The sequence below is a fragment of the Streptomyces agglomeratus genome (assembly GCF_001746415.1).
Classification (GTDB): domain Bacteria; phylum Actinomycetota; class Actinomycetes; order Streptomycetales; family Streptomycetaceae; genus Streptomyces; species Streptomyces agglomeratus.
In genome coordinates this window covers 296,915-314,530 of sequence record NZ_MEHJ01000002.1, presented here as the reverse complement: position 1 = coordinate 314,530, position 17,616 = coordinate 296,915, and the positions used below count along the sequence as shown (strand labels likewise).

Annotated in this window: 12 protein-coding genes and 3 pseudogenes; 6 read left to right on the top strand and 9 right to left on the bottom strand. The window is 66.7% G+C overall.

The features are described 5' to 3' along the window. Positions 1 to 1,215 precede the first annotated feature (1,215 nt). The 5 genes and pseudogenes from AS594_RS38155 to AS594_RS38135 form a co-directional block, all read right to left on the bottom strand. Positions 1,216 to 1,689 (bottom strand): hypothetical protein, encoded by a 474-nt coding sequence (locus AS594_RS38155; protein WP_069934096.1) that lies wholly within the window; start codon positions 1,687 to 1,689, stop codon positions 1,216 to 1,218. Positions 1,690 to 2,410: 721 nt separating this feature from the next. Next, a pseudogene (locus tag AS594_RS38150) lies at positions 2,411 to 3,614 on the bottom strand (IS110 family RNA-guided transposase). Between the two features lie 506 nt (positions 3,615 to 4,120). Further along, a complete protein-coding gene (locus tag AS594_RS38145) occupies positions 4,121 to 4,453 on the bottom strand; it encodes a winged helix-turn-helix domain-containing protein (protein WP_069936114.1) in 333 nt (110 codons plus the stop codon). 626 nt (positions 4,454 to 5,079) lie between these two features. Beyond that, positions 5,080 to 5,460, bottom strand: coding sequence for a toxin Doc (locus tag AS594_RS38140; protein ID WP_069934094.1), 381 nt, complete (start codon positions 5,458 to 5,460; stop codon positions 5,080 to 5,082). Positions 5,461 to 5,464: 4 nt separating this feature from the next. Then, positions 5,465 to 5,716, bottom strand: coding sequence for an antitoxin MazE7 (locus AS594_RS38135; protein WP_069931010.1), 252 nt, complete (start codon positions 5,714 to 5,716; stop codon positions 5,465 to 5,467). A gap of 512 nt (positions 5,717 to 6,228) precedes the next feature. Here AS594_RS38135 and AS594_RS47710 point away from each other — a divergent pair. From AS594_RS47710 to AS594_RS46970, 3 genes and pseudogenes are all read left to right on the top strand, one after another. Then, positions 6,229 to 6,276: pseudogene (locus tag AS594_RS47710) on the top strand (CPCC family cysteine-rich protein); the annotation flags it as partial. 76 nt (positions 6,277 to 6,352) lie between these two features. Further along, positions 6,353 to 6,610: a CPCC family cysteine-rich protein gene (locus tag AS594_RS38130; protein ID WP_338120229.1), complete on the top strand. Its 258-nt coding sequence runs from the start codon at positions 6,353 to 6,355 to the stop codon at positions 6,608 to 6,610. Continuing rightward, positions 6,607 to 7,233 (top strand): DUF6000 family protein, encoded by a 627-nt coding sequence (locus AS594_RS46970; protein WP_069936113.1) that lies wholly within the window; start codon positions 6,607 to 6,609, stop codon positions 7,231 to 7,233. Before AS594_RS38130 ends, AS594_RS46970 begins: the two co-directional genes overlap by 4 nt. A 15-nt stretch (positions 7,234 to 7,248) precedes the next feature. Here the strand turns inward: AS594_RS46970 and AS594_RS38120 are convergent, their stop codons facing one another. From AS594_RS38120 to AS594_RS38105, 4 genes are all read right to left on the bottom strand, one after another. Further along, a complete protein-coding gene (locus AS594_RS38120; protein ID WP_069934092.1) occupies positions 7,249 to 7,956 on the bottom strand; it encodes a DUF2637 domain-containing protein in 708 nt (235 codons plus the stop codon). Between the two features lie 1,133 nt (positions 7,957 to 9,089). Further along, positions 9,090 to 9,863 carry a hypothetical protein gene (locus AS594_RS38115; protein ID WP_141747242.1) on the bottom strand — a complete coding sequence of 258 codons (774 nt, stop codon included), beginning with the start codon at positions 9,861 to 9,863 and terminating at the stop codon, positions 9,090 to 9,092. Between the two features lie 479 nt (positions 9,864 to 10,342). Then, positions 10,343 to 11,197: a class I SAM-dependent methyltransferase gene (locus AS594_RS42200; protein WP_079148551.1), complete on the bottom strand. Its 855-nt coding sequence runs from the start codon at positions 11,195 to 11,197 to the stop codon at positions 10,343 to 10,345. Positions 11,198 to 11,854: 657 nt separating this feature from the next. Beyond that, positions 11,855 to 13,027, bottom strand: coding sequence for an acyltransferase family protein (locus tag AS594_RS38105; protein ID WP_079148550.1), 1,173 nt, complete (start codon positions 13,025 to 13,027; stop codon positions 11,855 to 11,857). Between the two features lie 1,525 nt (positions 13,028 to 14,552). On the opposite strand from AS594_RS38105, the gene AS594_RS38100 reads away from it, so the two are divergent. The 3 genes and pseudogenes from AS594_RS38100 (at position 14,553) to AS594_RS38090 (ending at position 17,354) form a co-directional block, all read left to right on the top strand. Beyond that, positions 14,553 to 15,029 (top strand): lamin tail domain-containing protein, encoded by a 477-nt coding sequence (locus AS594_RS38100; RefSeq protein WP_069936110.1) that lies wholly within the window; start codon positions 14,553 to 14,555, stop codon positions 15,027 to 15,029. 366 nt (positions 15,030 to 15,395) lie between these two features. Further along, positions 15,396 to 15,888, top strand: a pseudogene (locus AS594_RS38095) (lamin tail domain-containing protein). Between the two features lie 1,238 nt (positions 15,889 to 17,126). Then, complete coding sequence (locus AS594_RS38090) at positions 17,127 to 17,354, top strand: hypothetical protein (RefSeq protein ID WP_069931184.1); 228 nt, start codon at positions 17,127 to 17,129, stop codon at positions 17,352 to 17,354. The last annotated feature ends 262 nt before the right edge of the window (positions 17,355 to 17,616 follow it).

Genomic DNA, 17,616 nt, shown 5'->3' with positions numbered 1-17,616 from the left:
ACCGGCTCTTGGGGTGGCGGGACATGTCTGGGCCAAATGTTGAGAGGCTCGACGGGGTCCGCGTCGTCATTTCGGTTCATTGTCTGACAACGTGCGCGCAGCGTCGAGGTGATGGCGGCACGGCGAGCTGTCACAGAATTGGGACGAGCGGCGCACCGCTGATCGGCGTCCGCCGCGTCGGCGCTCAAGGGATATAGCTGCCTGTGGTGGTAGCTGAGGAGGCATCCGGGAGGCATTGTCAAATCCTTTGGATTGACTGGACAGCCCGATGACGGGTTGGTCAAGCGAGCGGCTTGCGGTAACGGACGTACTCGTTCTGCCGCCGGAACCCCACGTCTCGTAAAGGTCGTTGGACTGGTGAGGGTTTGCGGTGCCGGTGTACAGCCGGGCGGTTGTTGCACCCTGCTCGCGAAGGTTTCGCAGCCCTTCCAGCAGCCGGGCCCGGCCGACTCCCAGGCGTTGCTGGTCCGTTCGGACACTCAGCTCTCGACCTCGCCCACAGTGTGGTCGTGACGGCGGATGGAGCAGAGGGCGATGCCGACCATGTCCTGCCCGTTCCAGGCAGCCCTCCAGCATGCCGGGTCGGCGGTGTCGACGAAGTCCTGGAGAGGCCATTTCTGAGGGGAACCGGTTCCGCAGACGAATCGACGACCGCGTCCTCCAGGCGCACCATAGTGGCTGGTCCCGATCGGGCCCGTCCGTATCCGGTCGGCAGTTCGCTGGCCGGCTCGGGAAACTGCTGCAGATCGCCCAGCTCCAGCTCGACCAGGCTGAAGACGCGTCGATAGTCGGATGCGGGCAGAAGCGCCGTGGCGTCCTGCTCGGAGGCCATGACGTTCGCGCCGATCACTGCCGTCCGCGCCGTTCCATGTTGTTCGACGAGTTGACGGATGCGCTCTTCGGTCGTTCACCCGCGGGGCCTGCACCTCGACCGCCCCGGCCGCGGTGGTGAGCTTCTGGGGCTGGTGGTAGCCGTTGCGGACCGCGAGTCGAGGGTGGAGCACTGCGCAAGATCAGAGGTAGAAGCGGAGTTCACCGTACAGGGAGCACCGTTGGGCTTGGGTGGTTGATGGAAGGCAGTGGAATTCGCGGGCGTCGGCAGACAGTGCGTAGGGCTCGATCATGCGTTGCTGGGTTCCCCTTCCAGCAAGAATGAAATTCACCTGCCCGCCCCCTTTCAGGGTGGCGGGGCAGGCGCGATGCTGACAGAGCTGCTCACCGGACCCGCCCACTCTTGACGGCATCGGTGCTGGCCAAGTAGCGAGTTGTTGCGTCGTGCAGAAGGTGTTCGAGCGCGGTCAGGTCGTTGAGGGCGCCGGTCCCGTCCGGTAGGACGAGCCATTGCAGACGCCCGGGTGCAGGCCGCGGCCACGGGGTGGCGATCCAGGCGCCTGCGCCGGCGCAGCGGATGCCGGAGGCTAACCAGCAGGCTGTGGTGCCCGGGGGCACAAAGAAGCCGGTGAGTTTGGCGCAGGCGTCGAGAAGGACCGGCCCCGGCCGTAGGCGGCAGGCGCTTATGCCCCGCAGAAGAGCGAAGCCCAGGTGCTCGGGGGTGATCACGACATCCCACCGGCGGCCGGCCGGAAGCAGGACGACATTCGGCTGATGGCGCCGCCACTGCCTGCTGCACGCGACCGGATCCAACGCCGCGTCCGCCAGCCATTCCATCGCACGCGTGGTGCTGCCCATACGGACCACCCCTGTATTTCGGGCTGGCCGCAGCACGGATTCGCGCCGCCAGCCCATTACTGGTGGTCACATGTTGTCACCTCTTGTTACGGGTTACGCAAGGGTTCGTCAACAGAAACTTCACCAATGCCTGGCTGGCCGGCTCCTGCATGTCCCTATGCGCCACCCTCGCCTTGCTTGGCCTCCATCGCCGCCCGCCGGGGGCTGTACACACCCCCGTCCCGGTGACACGGGAGCACCCCGCCGTCTGTGCCACCCCCATCCCTCGGGGGCCTGCGCCTGCGCGTCGAAGCGCGCCACCGCCGCGCTCCGCCTCCTCCGGCGTGCACTGTCGACGCCGCGCCTGCGCCGACGGCTCTCTGTGCGCAGCTGACCTGCCATACCTGTCACCGCCAGCAGAGAGACATGACCGTCCGACAGCGCTGCCGTTGGCGCCGCGCGCGTCCCGCTGCAGGGGCATGTCTCGGCTCGTATGCCTCCCTGCCTTCCGGTCCACGCTGCCTTCCTGGACGACTTGCTCTGCAGCCAAGGCGACTGTGCCGGCCCTCCAGCGCGTTTCCCCCACGCGGACGGCATGACCAAGAGCGCCCAGGCCGCAGTCGCGGAGGGGCAGGGCCGGTGCGGTCTGGGACGCGGCGGTAGCCCGTGAGGGCATAGCGGCGCACGGACGGGACAGTCTCCGTGCCGCTTGCTGGCCCAAAAGGTGCCTCTATGGTTTTCGTCAAGCCGTAGCCGGTGTGGGTGGCTGGTAAAAGGTGCCGTCTCGGAGCATGGCGTAAAGGACGTCGATGCGTCGTCGGGCCAGTGCGACGAGGGCTGCGACGTGGTGTTTTCCTTCCTTGCGTTTGCGGTCGTAGTAGGCGCGTGACTCGGGTTGGGAGAGCGAGGCGAACGCGGCGAGGTAGAAGGCCCGCTTGAGCTGTTTGTTGCCGCGCCTGGAGGGGTGCTCACCGCGGATCGAGGAGCCTGAACTTCGGGTCACGGGCGCCAGGCCGGCGTAGGAGGCAAGGTGACCGGCGGTGGCGAAGCCGCTGCCGTCACCGACGTCGATGAGAATGTGGGCCGCGGTCCTGACCCCGATGCCGGGCATGGAGATCAGGACCTGGGAAAGAGGGTGGGCCTCCAGGAGTTCCTCGATCCGTTTGGCGAGGAGTTTGCGCTGGTCCAGGACGGACTGGAGGGAGTTGGCGAGGCTGGGGATGATCAGAGCGGCGGCGGCGGTGCCCGGGACGACGACGGTCTGTTCGTCGAGTGCGGTGAAGGTGTCCTCGACCAGCCGTTCGGCCATCCGCGGCGCCTTCGGCCGTATCAGGGTGACCAGCCGTCCTCTTCCGGCTTTGCGGATCTGTGCCGGGGAGCCGAACTGGTCCAGCAGTTTGAGCACGGCCGGATGCTGGATGCGTGGCCCCAATACCCGTTCCAGCGACGGGTGGATCTGGGTGAGCAGGCCGCGGAGCCGGTTGGCGATCCGGGTGGCCTCGCCCGCCAGGTCGTCGTCGAACCCCGCGATCATCGCGAGCTCGGCGACCTTCTCGTCAGTGGCATCGATCGTTCGCAGTGTGTGGGGCATCGCTCTGGCGGCGTCCGCGATGATGAACGCGTCGCGGGCATCGGTCTTGGCCTCACCAGGGTAGAGATCGGCGATTCGTCGCATCGTGAGCCCGGGCAAGTAGGCGACGAGGCAGTCCGCGTCCCGAGCGACCGCCAGGGGCAGAGCTCCGATAGAAGCCGGCTGATCGACGACTACCAACACCGTTCCGTGCCTGGCCCGGAGCCTCTGGAACAGCTCCCTCAGCTGCGGTTCGCTGTTGGGCAGCGGCTTTGTCGAACACCTTCTTCCCAGCGCGATTGACGGCGGTGGCATGGTGTTCACCCTTGCCGACATCCAGACCCAGATAGACGTCGATCGCAGTTTCGTCCGTCACGCCCGTCGCTCCCGTGCTCGCGTTTTCCCCGGCCTCACCTGCGGCATCAGCGTGCCGGCATCCACGTTACGAAGAGACTGCCTCACCCCTTCAGGAGATCGGCGCTCGTGCCTCTAATCAGCGGTCTGCCAATGCCTCCGGCACCGGCGACACCACCTTTTCGATCATCTCGACCGGGGGCTCAAGTCATACCGGGGCCGAAGGCCGGGAGCCTCATTGCGAGGCCACGAAGACGGTAACGGGGCGTGAGTGACCTGAGGAGGCAGGGCCCTCATGACGCGGTCCGGGGCGGAGATTGCACTCACGCGTTCGGCGGACAACAAACTCCAGAATGGTGCGACGGTCACTGTCTACCCAAGGCCCTGCCGGCGAGGAACCTGATCACGTGGCTTGCTAAGCGGACGATAGTGGTCGTATTCTTGCTATAAGGGGAGAAAAGGTTCAGCTCAACCTCCAGGGGCCGGCCGCATTGGTGGTCGGCCCCGAGCCGTGCCCAGGCCGCCTGACTACTTGTCGTCCTGTGGGCTGCCCTTTTCGCCGCACTGCTCGTGCCAACAGTTGAGCTCCAGCTTCTGCCACTTCACCCCGACCCTGACCTGGGCCTGGCTCAACCCGGTCTTCTCGGCCAGTTCCTTCGCGCTGACGACCCCGGGATGCTGTTGCAGCACCCGGGCGATCTTCCCGGCCCACAGCTCGTCATCCAGGAACGGCCGGCGCTTGACCTGTTCGATCAGCTCGTCCAGATGATCGGGCGAGCACGCGACGATCAGACGCTGCCCGTCGAACTGCGAGTCGTGGGCATGATCGCGGACGAGTCCCGCACGAGGCCTCCGCGCCATCCGAGATCACCACGTTGCACAGGTTGCACACCTCAGGCAGAGGGCCGCCCTTAGCGTCGACGTCCGGCTCGTTGTCGGTCACGCCGCCTTGTCTATCTCTCGGCGCTGTCCACGGCCTCCCGACGCTCCGAATGTCATGTCTGGCAGAGATCCGGCCTTCAGAAGCCCGCGGCCGCACCCTCCCGTGGTTGGTGGACTCCGGAGAGGTGGAGCGCCCCGTTGGTCCTCCTCCAGCGACGCGAAACCCCGGAACCTCCGCCCAGCCCTGGCTCCACCCACGAGCAGGAGCACGAGGCCGTGCCCCGCATCGGACCAGGTCGGCCCCGGGGTCCGGCCCGTTCACGTCCTGGGGAAAACAACGGCTACAACTAGAACTGTTGGGGTTCGCCAACGCCCCTAAGTAATCAGGGCAACCGCAATTAACTGGATTCTGCGACCGGCCGCTTAGTGGGCAGCTGCCAACAATCGCTGGAAGTCACTAGCCGGTCCCCGGGGCGAACCTCGCCATACGAATTCGGTCAACTGGGCTGCGGTTGCTCGACAGCATGCTCCCAAGTCTCAGCGGGAACTTGAAGCGAGCGCACGTCACGCGCTGGCCAGCGCTGACTTCTCGCCGCGTCACCGTCTCAGTGCTGGAACCGGAAAGATCGCAGATGCTCAGCAATGCCGTACGAGTCCAGGCGCAGGATGCGAATGTCGTTGATCAGGTCGCGCCACAGCTCGTACTTTGTGTCGACGCTTTCGCCAGACGCCTTCAAATAGGCGACGGCGACGCCGTAGCCGTAAGCCTCGTTGCGGGCGGGGAGCGGGCGCAGCAGCACGCACTCCTCCAGGAAGACGGCGGCCCGCCAGAAGGCGTCCGGGGGGCTGTGGTCGAGCCTCGGCGGGTCGACGCGATGTCGCGCGGCCATGCCGACGAGCACGCTCAGATCATTCACCGTGAGGTCCGTGCAGAGGATGTCTTCCTGGCGGGCCAGCAGCCATCGGTAATCGACGAGCAGCTCCACAGATTCAGGCCGCCCGCTGGGTCTCGTGCGCGGCCGCCGACGGGAGGCCCCCGAACTCGGCGTCGAAGCGGTCCAGGATGCCGGGCTCGCCGATGACCCGGCGGAACGCGGCCGTGGCGGTGTCGAGCAGCTTTTCGTGCTCCTTCTCAGCGGCCACCTTGGCTATGTAGTCCTTCATTGACATGCCGGCACTGTCGGCCAGAGCCTTGAGCCTGTCCCTGGTGATGTCGTCGATCTTGACGCTGGTGTCTGCCATTCTCCGAGTATGCCGCCGGGCATACCGCCCTGACTACCTGGCGCCAGAGATCGGTCTTCCCTGGCGCATATCGATCATTTTGCTGCTCACTGGGACCGGCTGAAGAGCGGTACGGCCTGCAGAGTGCCCTGCTTGCTGACGTCGATCGTTCCGATCGGGCTGGTTGTGGACGTCGTCGGCGAGGGGGAGTCAGCGGCCAGTCGCCGGAGTGGGGCGTGGACTGGTTGCGGTACCGGATGTCGCGCTGAGACTGATCATGATCTCGAACAGGCCCGGAGAGGCTGGCCAACGACTTCGCTTGCCGGCGCCTGTCCGGAAGGCCTCGGCCGCCTGTAGGACGGCGAAGTCGGTATGGTCGCCTCCATCTGTGGCTCTGACCTGGCGCTTCGGCGTTGGCATGCGTTGGTTTCCGACGGCCGTTTAGAGGTGTCCCGCGGACAGGCTGTGGGTCGGGTGTCCCTAGGCAGAGAAATCCATGGCAGACCGGCGGGACATGCAACGAGACTGCGCAGGTGAGCGACTCCTACCCCTGTCCCTGCTGCGGGCACCGCGTGCTCGACGACATGCCCGGCTCCTACGAGATATGCCCCCGTCTGCTTCTGGGAGGACGACGGGGTCCAGTTCCGCTGGCCGACCATGGGCAGCGGAGCGAACAAGGTCTTTCTGATCGAGGCTCAGCGCAACTACCAGAACTTCGGTGCCTGCGACCAGCATGGCCGCCAGTACGTCCGTCCTCCGGCCGAGGACGAGCCCATCGACCCCGCCTGGCGCCCCATCGACTCGACGCGCGACTCCTTCGAGGACTGGGAGGTCGAGGACCGCGCCCCGTGGCCCGATGACCGCTCGGTGCTCTGTTGGTGGCTCCCCACCTTCTGGCGCCGGGACCACCCATGATCACGTACATCGAGAGACTTATCCAGCAGCTCGATGACTCGACCGGCCCGTCGTATGACGCCCGCGCAGAACTGATCGACATCGGCTCCGACGCCATCCCCGCCATCATCAACGGACTGCCCTCCCTTGGCGGCTTCGGGCAGCTGACCGCCAGGGGCTCGGACCACCGGCGCTACCGCTTCCGGGAGCGCCTTGGTGATCTCCTCCTGCCAGCGAGGACTGCTACTCCGGCAGCCTACAGTTTCCCCCTGGCCCGCCTCGGCACCCACGCCGATGCCGAGATCCTCACCGCCTACCTCGATGGCTACCTCCCTCGCACCGGCTCCGCTTCGGACCAGCCCGCCGCCCTCGGTGGCCTCCTCCGCCTCGACGCCCACCTCTGGTGCCTGGCACCGGTAGCGGCGGAGGGGCGAGGTCGAGCAAGGTGTCCGGCCGGGAGCGCGGGGACCGCGTCGTGGATCTTGTCGGCGGGCGGCGCCAGGCGTTGGGGGCCGACTCTGTCTTCCGTCCGGTGTTGGCCCGCACGTCGTGCTCAGGTGCAGCACGACTGGGCGGCAGCTGGCGCGGCCAGCGTTGGTTGCCCCCGCATGTGGGGACAGCTCGTAGCGGCCTACCTCACTTGATCTAACCCCGGTTCGTCAGGTCGCGGTCCGGGTGCGATCCGCAGGGCGCCGGGCGGGTGACGTGCGGTCGCGGTGGCGGGGGTTGGCCTGGCGGGGTGGCCGAGTGAGGGTGATTTGCCGGACCAGTTGCTGGAAGCAGACCAGGGCGGCCAGTGAGGGAAGCGCGGCGGTTGCCGCGTCCACCGGCGTGTGTGGCGCCTGAGCTACGCACAAGAGCATGGACACAGTGGAGAACAGCAGCACGACGGCCCAGGAGTGGGCCGCGCGGCGGCGGTGGAGGGCGGCGCGCAGGATCGACAGCGAGGCGACCATCCACGGTCCGTACACCAGTAGCGGCCACCACCCGACCACTCCTGCGGACGTGCGGTGCCTGACGAGGTGGCGCAGCGGGTCGTAGGCGACCATGCCGCCGAAGACACAGACCATGGAAACCATGACAGCGGCGAGCGCGGCGAGAAAGAAGCTCGTCGTCCGCAGCGCTCGCATCGCCCGTCTCCTCTTGCGGGGCGCGCGGCGGCGCCGAGAGGGGGAGGGGCGCAGTGGAGCCAGCTCGGCGGTGATCTCGGCAAGGCCCCCCATGGCAGTGCCGACGCCTTCGGTGGCCGGCGATTCGGCGACATCCACCGGTAGGCGACTGGCGGTCGCCTCGGTTTCGATCGCTTCGTGCAACAGGTCGGCGAGCTCTTCCGCCGGATCCCAGTGCACGTCCAGCTGTTCGACCAAGGTCGCAGGGCGCTCCCAGCCACTGGCCTGGGGTTGCGAGTCCGTCGGGTGCGACCAGCTACCAGCAGGGCTTGCAGGCGTGGGCGGATCGACGCGGCTGTGACGGCCGCGCGACTCAGCCATGAACAGCCCGCCGGCTGAGTTGACTGTCATGCTCACCGTCAGCGCCGAGGTTGGCTTCGAGGAGCTGCAGACGGGTTAGAAGGTGCTCGAGGAGGGTGACGGAGGGGCGCAGGGCGATGCGCCGCTCTGTGTCGTGCGTGGGTGCGCTGGTTCCCAGGTCGGGATGTCCGTCGGTCGGCGCGAGCGTCCAGGCTCCCATGCCAACCGTGCGATTGGTGTCCCTGATGGGGAGCGGGTGGGGCCTTGCGGTGGCCATGGGGCTTAACTCCGTCATGCTCCGTCCAACGGCAGGTTGGTTGGGCGGGATGCGCGGCAAACGGGTGGCCGCGTTGTCGCATTTGGCGTAATTCAGCCTAGTGGTTAATCGGTTCTGCAGGCGGCTGAGGTACACGAGCCTGGCCTGGCGCCTCTGCCCGAGAGAGGTGGATCAGCCGTAACCGCCGTGGTGGCGTCCCCTGTGTTGCATGCGGTTTCCACCCCGCGACCGCGGCGCTGTAGGTAGCGCGATCGACAATGTGGGCGGTCGTCGAGCAGGGCGCACGGGCGCATTGCGGCGAGGACCGCCTATCGCCGCAGTGCTGGGAGCAGCGGCCGGGGCTGCGACGCTCCAGGTAAGCCCTGACTGTGGGCGCCGACACGCTCTGTGTCCGGGTGATTGCATGCTGGCATCGAGGCGCGGACACTGGTTCAGCTCCTTAGAGAAGGGCGACGGGGCCGCGCTCCCGGCCAGGCCTGGCAGGCGGGCCGGGAGCCGGGTCGACCCTGAGGTTGTAGTTGTGCCAACTCCAGGATCGCGGTGCTGCTCGGCGGATCCGCTTCAGGCGTTCCCATGTCGACCTCCATGGTGTCCGGGGCTTCCTTGCAGGTCTCGGGTTGTCCGGAGCTACTGCCAGCCACCTCCTGGCGGAAATGCCTGAAGCTCGGAACCGGTATTGATGCGCGGCCTCGAGATTGATGGGGGCAAGCCGACGCGTGGCGGCAGCAGAACCATGGGGCCTCTTGCCCCGTGGTCAGAGCCAGGTGCCTTCCAGGGCGCGGCGGTCGCCAGTGAGGGCGTAGCGGCGTAGGGCGAGGACGGTGTCAGGGTCGCTGCCGATGTCGTCGGCGAACAGGGTGAGGATGTTGTCGAGCGCCTCCTCCTCGGACCAGTACGGCGGGGCGAGTTTGAGCGCGATCTCCCCCAGTCGGCCGCCGACGGTGGCCAGCTCGTCGACCAGGTGCCGGATTGCGTTGGTGCAGATGGGTTGCTGCTCGGTGTTGGTGGGTGCCCGTTCCAGCGTGCCGCCGTCACTCAGGCCGTTGTCGTCGGCGGTGCCGCTGGCTGTGGGGAGCGGTTCGCGGCGGAGTTCGTCGACGACCTGGTTCACGATGTAGCGAACTGTGGACCACTCGGCCTGTCCGGTCGGCCGGGCTGTGGTGAGCCGTTCGGTGACGAGGGTGGTGAGCTCGTCGAGCCGGCCGTGCACTTCGCGCAGCGCCCGCTGCGACAGTCCCAGGTCCGGCATGCCAGCCGTGTCCGTGTTTCCCGAGGGCGACACTCCGGTCAGGAGACCGGCCGCGCCGATAGCCTTGCTCAGCCCTTCGGTCGACTCCGCGATGTCGATCAACCGGTTTGCCTGTGCCGGGCTAATCCCGAGCTCTGCTTGCGCGTACTCACCCCACCCACTGTGCCCCAGCGACACCCACGCCCTCCGCTGGTGCGCTTCCCGCACCCGCTGCGCCAGTAGTGCGGCCGCCTGCCGCGCCTCGCTGATGGCGGCACGCAGCTGCTCGGTTAGTCGCACCGCGTCCAACCGATCCAGCGCTTCCAGAGCCGGGCCCCGTCCTGGTTCGCACGATGTAGTCACACCTTCATGGTGCTCCTCAGGAGCCCGGCTGGCAGGGGGGCGCGAGACCCTGGACGTGCAGTCCACCCCTGTTCGCACCCGCGGATGTGGCGTTGCACCTCCCGGCCCGGGTGGGCACTGAAGCGGTTTCGGTCGGATAGGTATGTCTGACGCCGGACGTTCACGCGGAAGGGGGAGGCCGTCGCTGTGGGGGTGCTCGGCGAACGGGTCGAGGCTCATGCGTCGCTGACCACAATCGGGCGCTGACCTGATACGCATGCCGAGCCCTCGACCACGTCGGAGCATGACCCACATTCTGAGTGTGACCGCGTTTCATGCATGCTGCGCGGGACAGCGCTGCCGAGGACGGCTGCGGCCGTGCCCCCGATGAGCTCACGATCACTTGGCGGGGGCGAAAACCCTCGCGCCGGTATCGGTCAGGCGGATGGTCTCGAAGGCGAAGGTCGAAAGTCCAGGCTGGTGATGATCGGTCGGTTATTCCGCAGGAGAGGTAGTCCTGAAGCCCAGGAAAGCATGTGCCCTGTGATTCCACGGCCGACAGGGAGGGGAACGTCCCGGATCGCCGTGACAGCGGGGTGGGCGGCTTGCAGCTTCTGGTGTCCGTCAGGGTCCATTCCCCAGGGCATCGGGGGGAGTCTGTAGCCGCCTGGGCCTTTCCTACCGGCCCGGCACCTTGCACTGAATCGGCGCGAGACGGTATCGAAGATCATCGTGCCGCCGGGGAAGGATTCCGCGCAGGCGGCGATCAGTTTGCGTACCCGCGACGGGTGCAGGTACATCAACAGCCCCTGGGCGGTGACAAGTACGCCGCGTGAGGTGTCTACGCTCTCCATCCAGCGGCTGTCGGGGTCGCGACTAATGTCGCATGGGATGTGCACCTGCCGCCTTTCTTGCGGCAGCAGCCGTGTGCGCAGCTCAAGTGGATCGGCCAAATCAACGGAGACCCACTGCACCCGGCCGTTGTCCACCCGCCAGAATGTCGTCTCCAGACCTTCGCCGAGTGCGATCACGGTGCCGTCGGGGTGTGCGGCGAGGAACGTACGCACTGCACCGTCGAACGCGAGGGCTCGCAGCGCGATGGCCTGGGACACCCAGGATCGGGCGGGACCGAGCCGTTCGCGGAATGGGAAGTCCAGCTGGGCCACCAGCCGTACCGCTTGAGGGTCGGGCAGCACGGTGTCATGGTGGGCCGCCTCGGCTGCCCGGTGGTAGACAGTCCACAACCCAGTTTCTGCGACTCCCGTGAGATCAACTGGGGCCGGGGACTGCATTCGTGCCTCTTTCCTTGCCCAATGAGCAATTACGAAGAGCGACCATTCAGTCAGTCTGGGTTCTGGAGAGGTTACTGCACTGTCTGCGTCTCGGCGTCAGCGGAGCGCGGGAGATGGCCTGCGGTCATGGTGATCCTGATCCGCTCCTGCCTCGCCAAGGAAGTGCCCCCATGCTGCCGGAAATGCCCTTGTGGTTTGGACGGCCTGGCCGCCGCGCCGGGCCGCGCCTCGGATGCAAGCGCCCCGCCGAGTTCATCGCCGGGACCACGACCATCGCCGGGCTGACTGAAGCTCTGCTCACTCGGTGGCGGGACCGCCGACCGCCCCAAGGCCTCTTCTGGCTGGCCTACCGGTAACCTTCTCCGCCCGCAGGTCGGGTCTGGAGGCGTGCGCCAGCGCATGGCCGGGACGCAAAGCTTGGCGCGTGGTCCGCCTCGTCAAGCTGGCGATCCTCGCCGCGCGAGTTTGAGTCCTTGACGCCGGCCTGGACCCGCGCACCTGGACCGGCGTGCGCGGCAGTAGTGATGGGCTGCCGGTCGGCGGTACTTGAAGAGACTTGCCCCTCTGCATGTTGCCCGCGGCAGCCGACTGTCGGTCGATGCAACGGCTTACCCTGCTGAACAGTCGGAGCGGAGGTGCGAGTTGTTCCGCCAGCTTTCAGGTTGCGACTCGCTCGGTAGCAGGGCATTCCGCAAGTTGTGCTTCTCGGCGGCCGGGCCGGTCCCGTGCGACAGCCAAACGCCGGTAGCAGGGCCGTTCGACCAGAACATGCAGTAGCCAAGATGCCGACACGGTCAGCAGGAACGCGGCCACAGTACCCACCACCGACCACCCACCCCAGTAGTGCATGACCACCGCCAGCCCGGCCGCATGGAGCAGGTAAAAGCCGTACGTCAGGTCGCCGAGGAACACCAAGGGCTGGGTGCGCAGCCAGGATTTGGCCCCACATGCGTCCAGCGAAGCCACAGCCCGAACGAGCAATGCCACCGGGATGATCGTGGCCGCGGCGAAGAGAAACGGCCGGGGCAGCACCGCAAGACCCGTCACCAGGCACACGCCCAGCAGCGCGGCGGAGGGCACGACGCCGAACCGGACAGCGACTCCATCAGCGTGCATTCTGGCCAGGATCATGCCCAGGATGAACTGCGGCAGTTGGCACAACGGGAACGAGTACACGCACCACATCTGGAGCCCGGTGAGAGAGCCGTCCACGAAATCCTGCGGCAGAGGCGGCCCGCCGAGCCACAGCGACCCGGTGGGGACGGCCCACACCGCCGCCACAGCGCCCACAGCCACGGCTGGCAGCCACTGTGAGGGGATCCGCGAAACCAGCGGAAAGAGCCACGGAAACAGCAGGTAGAACAGCAGCTCGCAGGCGAGCGACCAGGTCACAGGATTGCCGGCGAAGAGGAACTGCGGCAGTGGAACCAGAGTGTTGAGCAAGAGGGCGTTGGACAGGTCGCCCAGCAAGGAAGGGGGCGGCGTGTTCGGCAAGCCGTCACCGGGCCAGGCAACGCCCGCCCCTCGCATGAGAAGCATGAGGGCCGCCAATACGACCAGATGGCTGGGGAAGAGCCTCGCGAACCGCCGCCGCCAAAAGGAACGAGCCGTACCCGGTCCACGTGCCGAGAGGGTCAGCACAAAGCCACTGAGTACGAAGAAGAGCGAAACGGCGGCCGTCCCTGTAAGGAAGAGACCAGCCGGCGGCCAACCGCCCTCCTCTCTGGCCTTCCCATACACAGCGTGGACCACGAACACCACTGCAGCTGCAACGAATCTCAAACCGGTCAGCGAGGGCAGCCAAACAGAAGGAGCGGGGGTGGGTGGCATGACGCTCCTCAAAGCATGAATGCCGTGGTGCGGGAAAGTCCGAGGTAGGCGAGCCGACCTGGGACGTACAGGGCTGATCACGTGTCTTGATCAGCATCCACGAGGAAGCCAGCGGCGTCTCGCACCCCACTCGGCGGCTCACCATAACGGTCCCGGAGGTTAGCCCGGTTGGCTGCGCCGGGGTGAGATGGGAAGCGGGTCTCGGCCGCACCGACAGGTTCAATTGACCTGCCGTGGACCCAACTGCACCAGCTAAGGAAGATGCGCCAGCAGTACTGACCTGCACCGGGGCCAAGGACAGGGGGTGCACCAGCCAGCCCTCGAAATTTGCGGTCCCCCAGTGAGTAACTGCAGTGCAACACAAGCGACTTGGCGCAGAAGCCGTCGGAGATTCGCTCCACGCTCGACTAGGAAAATCAACGAGCCGCTCGGGTTACACCGCGGCGAACCGAGACTTCCCCGATCCGCCCGCGCCGCCGGATAACAGGAGTGCGCAGTGAACAGGCTACTGCTTGCAGTTGTTCGTGGTCGGCGGTGCCCAGGGCCTCGAACTGGGTTGCGTCGCTGCTCCTGGGACATTGGCAGGGGGTTGGCGGGCCCCCCGGCGCAGATGATCGGCCGGCGCCGGCACTCGGGGTTTCGCTCGGTTCTCGACTGGTGCGTGCCTACGCCGGTGAACTTCCCGTCTGTGCGGAGGGCTTCGTAGATGGAGCTGTGCGGACGCCTTGTCAGCGTCTCCCTGGCAATCGTGTCGGATGACTTGTGACTTGCTCTGCATCTGGTGGCCGACCTGCCGAAGGCGGAACGCTCCGTGACGCCAGCGGCCCAGCCGACCAGGGCGCCTATAAGACGTGCCGAGAACTCGTACGTGATGGCGTTCCAAGGGAGTCCAAGCGTCTTCGCATGACGGCGTGACCAACCTGGTGGGGGTTGATCCTGACGAAGGCTGGACGCTTTGCCCTTGCGGTCGGCTGCAACGGGACTCGCTGCGCGGGCTGTCGGCGCGGTGAGTTGCTGACTGTCCGGTGGGAGGGTCTGCGGCGTGGGCGGGCATGAGCGTGGGTTTACGGGGCAGGCGCTGGTCGGATTGGGCGTCTGGGGTTGATACCCCCTCGCCGCAGGAGCCGCGCCTTCCCTCCTTGTTCGGTCGCTTCTGCGGTGTAGGCACAGGTGTGCGAAGCAACGTGCGGAACGGTTGTTACCAAGATCCGGCCCCCTTGGGGGGTGGTGGGTTGGGTGGCGTGGGGGGTGGTGCGCCGGAGCGCGTAAGCGCTTTCCGTTTACGGTTCAACGGGTGGATGTGGCTGTCAGTAAATGTCAGGCTCACGCCTAACTGTCCATTCATGTGCGGTACATATGTGTGTTACGGAAATGTCCGCAATTGGTAACGCCGAGTCAGGCGCCCCCCACCGGCAGGCTCGGCGGTCCAGAGTTTGGGTCCTCGGCACCGACAGGGACCGAGACCCGCACCGCACCGCCAGCCCGGTTTTGGGTGGTGGTGCACATGATCGAGGGGACATCACATATGTCTGCTTCTTCCGCCCGCCGTCTGGCCGCTACCGTTCTCGCGGCCGGTGCCATCGTTTCCGCCGCCGCCCTGCCGGCCGTGGCCCATGACCGTGACGGGGACCGGCAGCAGCGTACGAGCGTCGAGATCAGCGCCGTCCAGGCCAACAGCCCCGGCCCCGACACCCGCTCGAACCGGTCGCTGAACCGCGAGTGGATCGAGATCACCAACAGCCACCGGCGCGCGGTGAACCTGGACGGCTGGACCCTGCGCGACCGTGACGGCAACCGCTACCGCTTCGACCACGTCCGCCTCGCCGGCCGGGCAACGGTCCGGATCCACACCGGTGTCGGCCGCGACACGGACACCGACCTCTACATGGACCGCCACCACTACATGTGGGACAACCGCTCCGACACCGCCACCCTGCGCAACGACCACGGCCGCGTCGTCGACACCGAGTCCTGGGGCCGCGGCGGACACCACCGCGGCTGACCCCACCGCCCGCACCTGACACGGGCACAGGTCACCACAGGGGGCGGCACGCCATTGGCGCGCCGCCCCGTTCGCGGGGTATGCGCCAAGCATGTTGCAACGGCCGGCCCAGGGGGGCTCCGGCGCATCGTCGCCCTGAGCCGAGCCCGTTCAGGTGGTGGGACAAGATGCGGCCGCGAGGATGCCCGCCTCGGTTGCCCTTCGTTGGAGGGAGGCGTCGCGGGCGCCGGGGGGCACCGAAGCCGGCGTCGGGCAGCTCCGTCCCCAGAGTCAGCCGTCCTATCAGTTAGTTGAAGCGGTAAGCAGCAGCCTGTTGTGACGGTAAGCTTTCGCCGCTCATCAGCACTCTTGAGGGGGGACCTCACCTTGCGTATCACCCATGCCGCCATCGCCGCTGCGATTACGGTCGGATCGCTCGCCGCACTGACAAGCCCGGTTCAGGCCGCCGAGTACTCCTCGGCGCTGAAGGTCCGCAGTATCCAGTACGACGCCCCCCGGCAGGGACTCCAACAGCTGCTCGACGGGTAACACCCGTGAGGAGTACCTGACGGTCAAGAACTACTCGTCGTCCGCGACCGTGAACTTGAAGGGTTACGTCGTCAAGGACGCGGCCGGCAACCGCTTCGCGTTCACGGCCAACCACTACCTGCAGCCCGGTGACTCGGTGAAGCTTCGTGGCGGCCACGGCACCGACTCCGACGCCAACAACGTCGTCTACCGCGACAACTGCAACTTCATGTGGAACAACGACCGCGACACGATCTACCTCTACAAGCCCTCCGGCAGCCGCGCGGACGTCCACTCCTACAGCAAGAGCGGCAACGACCGCGACGGCAACGGCTACATCACCTTCCACTAACCCCGTATCCGCTCACGCACCCCTTGCCCCCCGGCGGGGGAGTGTGAGCTGAGTGACTGGTGCGGCATCGACTGGGATCCGGCCGATGCCGCACTCTTTGCAGCGGCTGGGTAAGAAGGATGGCAGCGCTGAACGGACAGCGAAAGCGAGACCTCTGCCCGAGGTGCACGAGCGCACGGTGCGAAGCTCCTCAAGACCGTTGGAAGGCCGCCGAAGCCACCTCAGGGCAGTTGACCGGACACCCCACCCGCGCCAAACGGAAGCGCGCCGCCCCTGGCTGGCTTCTCTTGGTTTTCGCGTTACAGTAATGCGCTTCACACGGGATGCCCTCGAAGCCATCAACGGCATCGGCCGGTACTTGGAGACGAGCCGGTGAGCGCCGTACTGGGGCCGCCGCCCGCCTCCGTCTGCGGCCCTGGGTCGCACGGCGGCCCGACGGTCACTCCGCAGGCTACCGTGAGCGGCACAACCAACGCCAAGAAAGGCGCCGTAGCTTCGGCCCCCAGGGGCGTCACCAGCAGCCGATCGGCACCACGGCCGCCATCGTCGCCCAGGCCACAAAGAGCCGTCAGCGCCTGTCTGCCACTCCTCGCAATCAGCCCACACATCCCTGATCACAGACGGAATTCTCCTTGAGTGACCCGTGCACAGCGGGCTCGTGACGGGGGTGATGCAGGACGCCCCGGGCTGCCTCGCGAATCAACTCGCAGATCACCGCGACACCAACGGTTCACCGGCCGCGCAGCGGCAGGCGGCACCGCAGCAGGGCGCTGACGACCCACAGATAGCCAGCTGAGCCCCAGATCAGCGCACGGGTCTCCCTCGGTCGGCCCCGGACGGGGTGGTACGCCGCCGAGACAACGTCCTTTGTCCGGACGCGGGGTGGAGCCCGCAGTCCCTGCTCAACGGGAAGCCAGGGTTGCCCCGTTCGCCGCCGAGACCCGGGAGGCAACTGTCCGCAGGGAATCGGCCAGGAGAACGCTCGTTCAGTACGGCCGGACAGTGACCTCCAGCACGGCCATCGATGGAAGGGCCCGCTCGTACGCGATGCACCGTTAGGGTGCTTCCGCCAGAAGATCACGAGAGCCGCGCGTCGCAGGACGTTTTGGGTTATTTCGTACTAATCTCCCGAAGCTTGCACATGTCATCTCCGGTGGAGTGAGGGTGGTGCGATCTATCGAGTTCGTACAGTTCGCAAGGCTGCCGTCCTGGTCGCCGCCCTCGCCAGCGTCGGACTCATGGGTGGCACTGCCCACGCCGGCGGCGACTGGTGCCACGACGGTGGCGACCGCTTCAAGATCAAGCAGAGCTCCGACTGCAAGTCGCACGACCTGAACGTCGACGTCCTCGGCCAGGTCGGCATCCTCAACGGCTTGGGCGGCAACCTGCTGAGCGGCGAAGGCGACCCGGGCGCACAGGACACCCACCTCGGTTCGGCTATGGGCTGCAACAACAGCGCCCTCTGAGCTGTGTACGGCGGATCGTCGGGGACCGATCACCAGCACCGACCGACGCAAGGCGCCGATTAGGTCACGGTCCGCCGGACACTCTTTAGCGATCTCCCCGTACCGAATTCGTGACAGGGCCCCCGCGTCGCCATCCTCCCGCCGCTGTGCGCACGTTGTCAGGCAGTGAATCAAGATACGACGCTGACCCGTCGAGCCGTAAACAACTGGCCTGGGCATACGCGCAAAAACGGCTGCGGATGAGGCTATACGGACGCGCGGA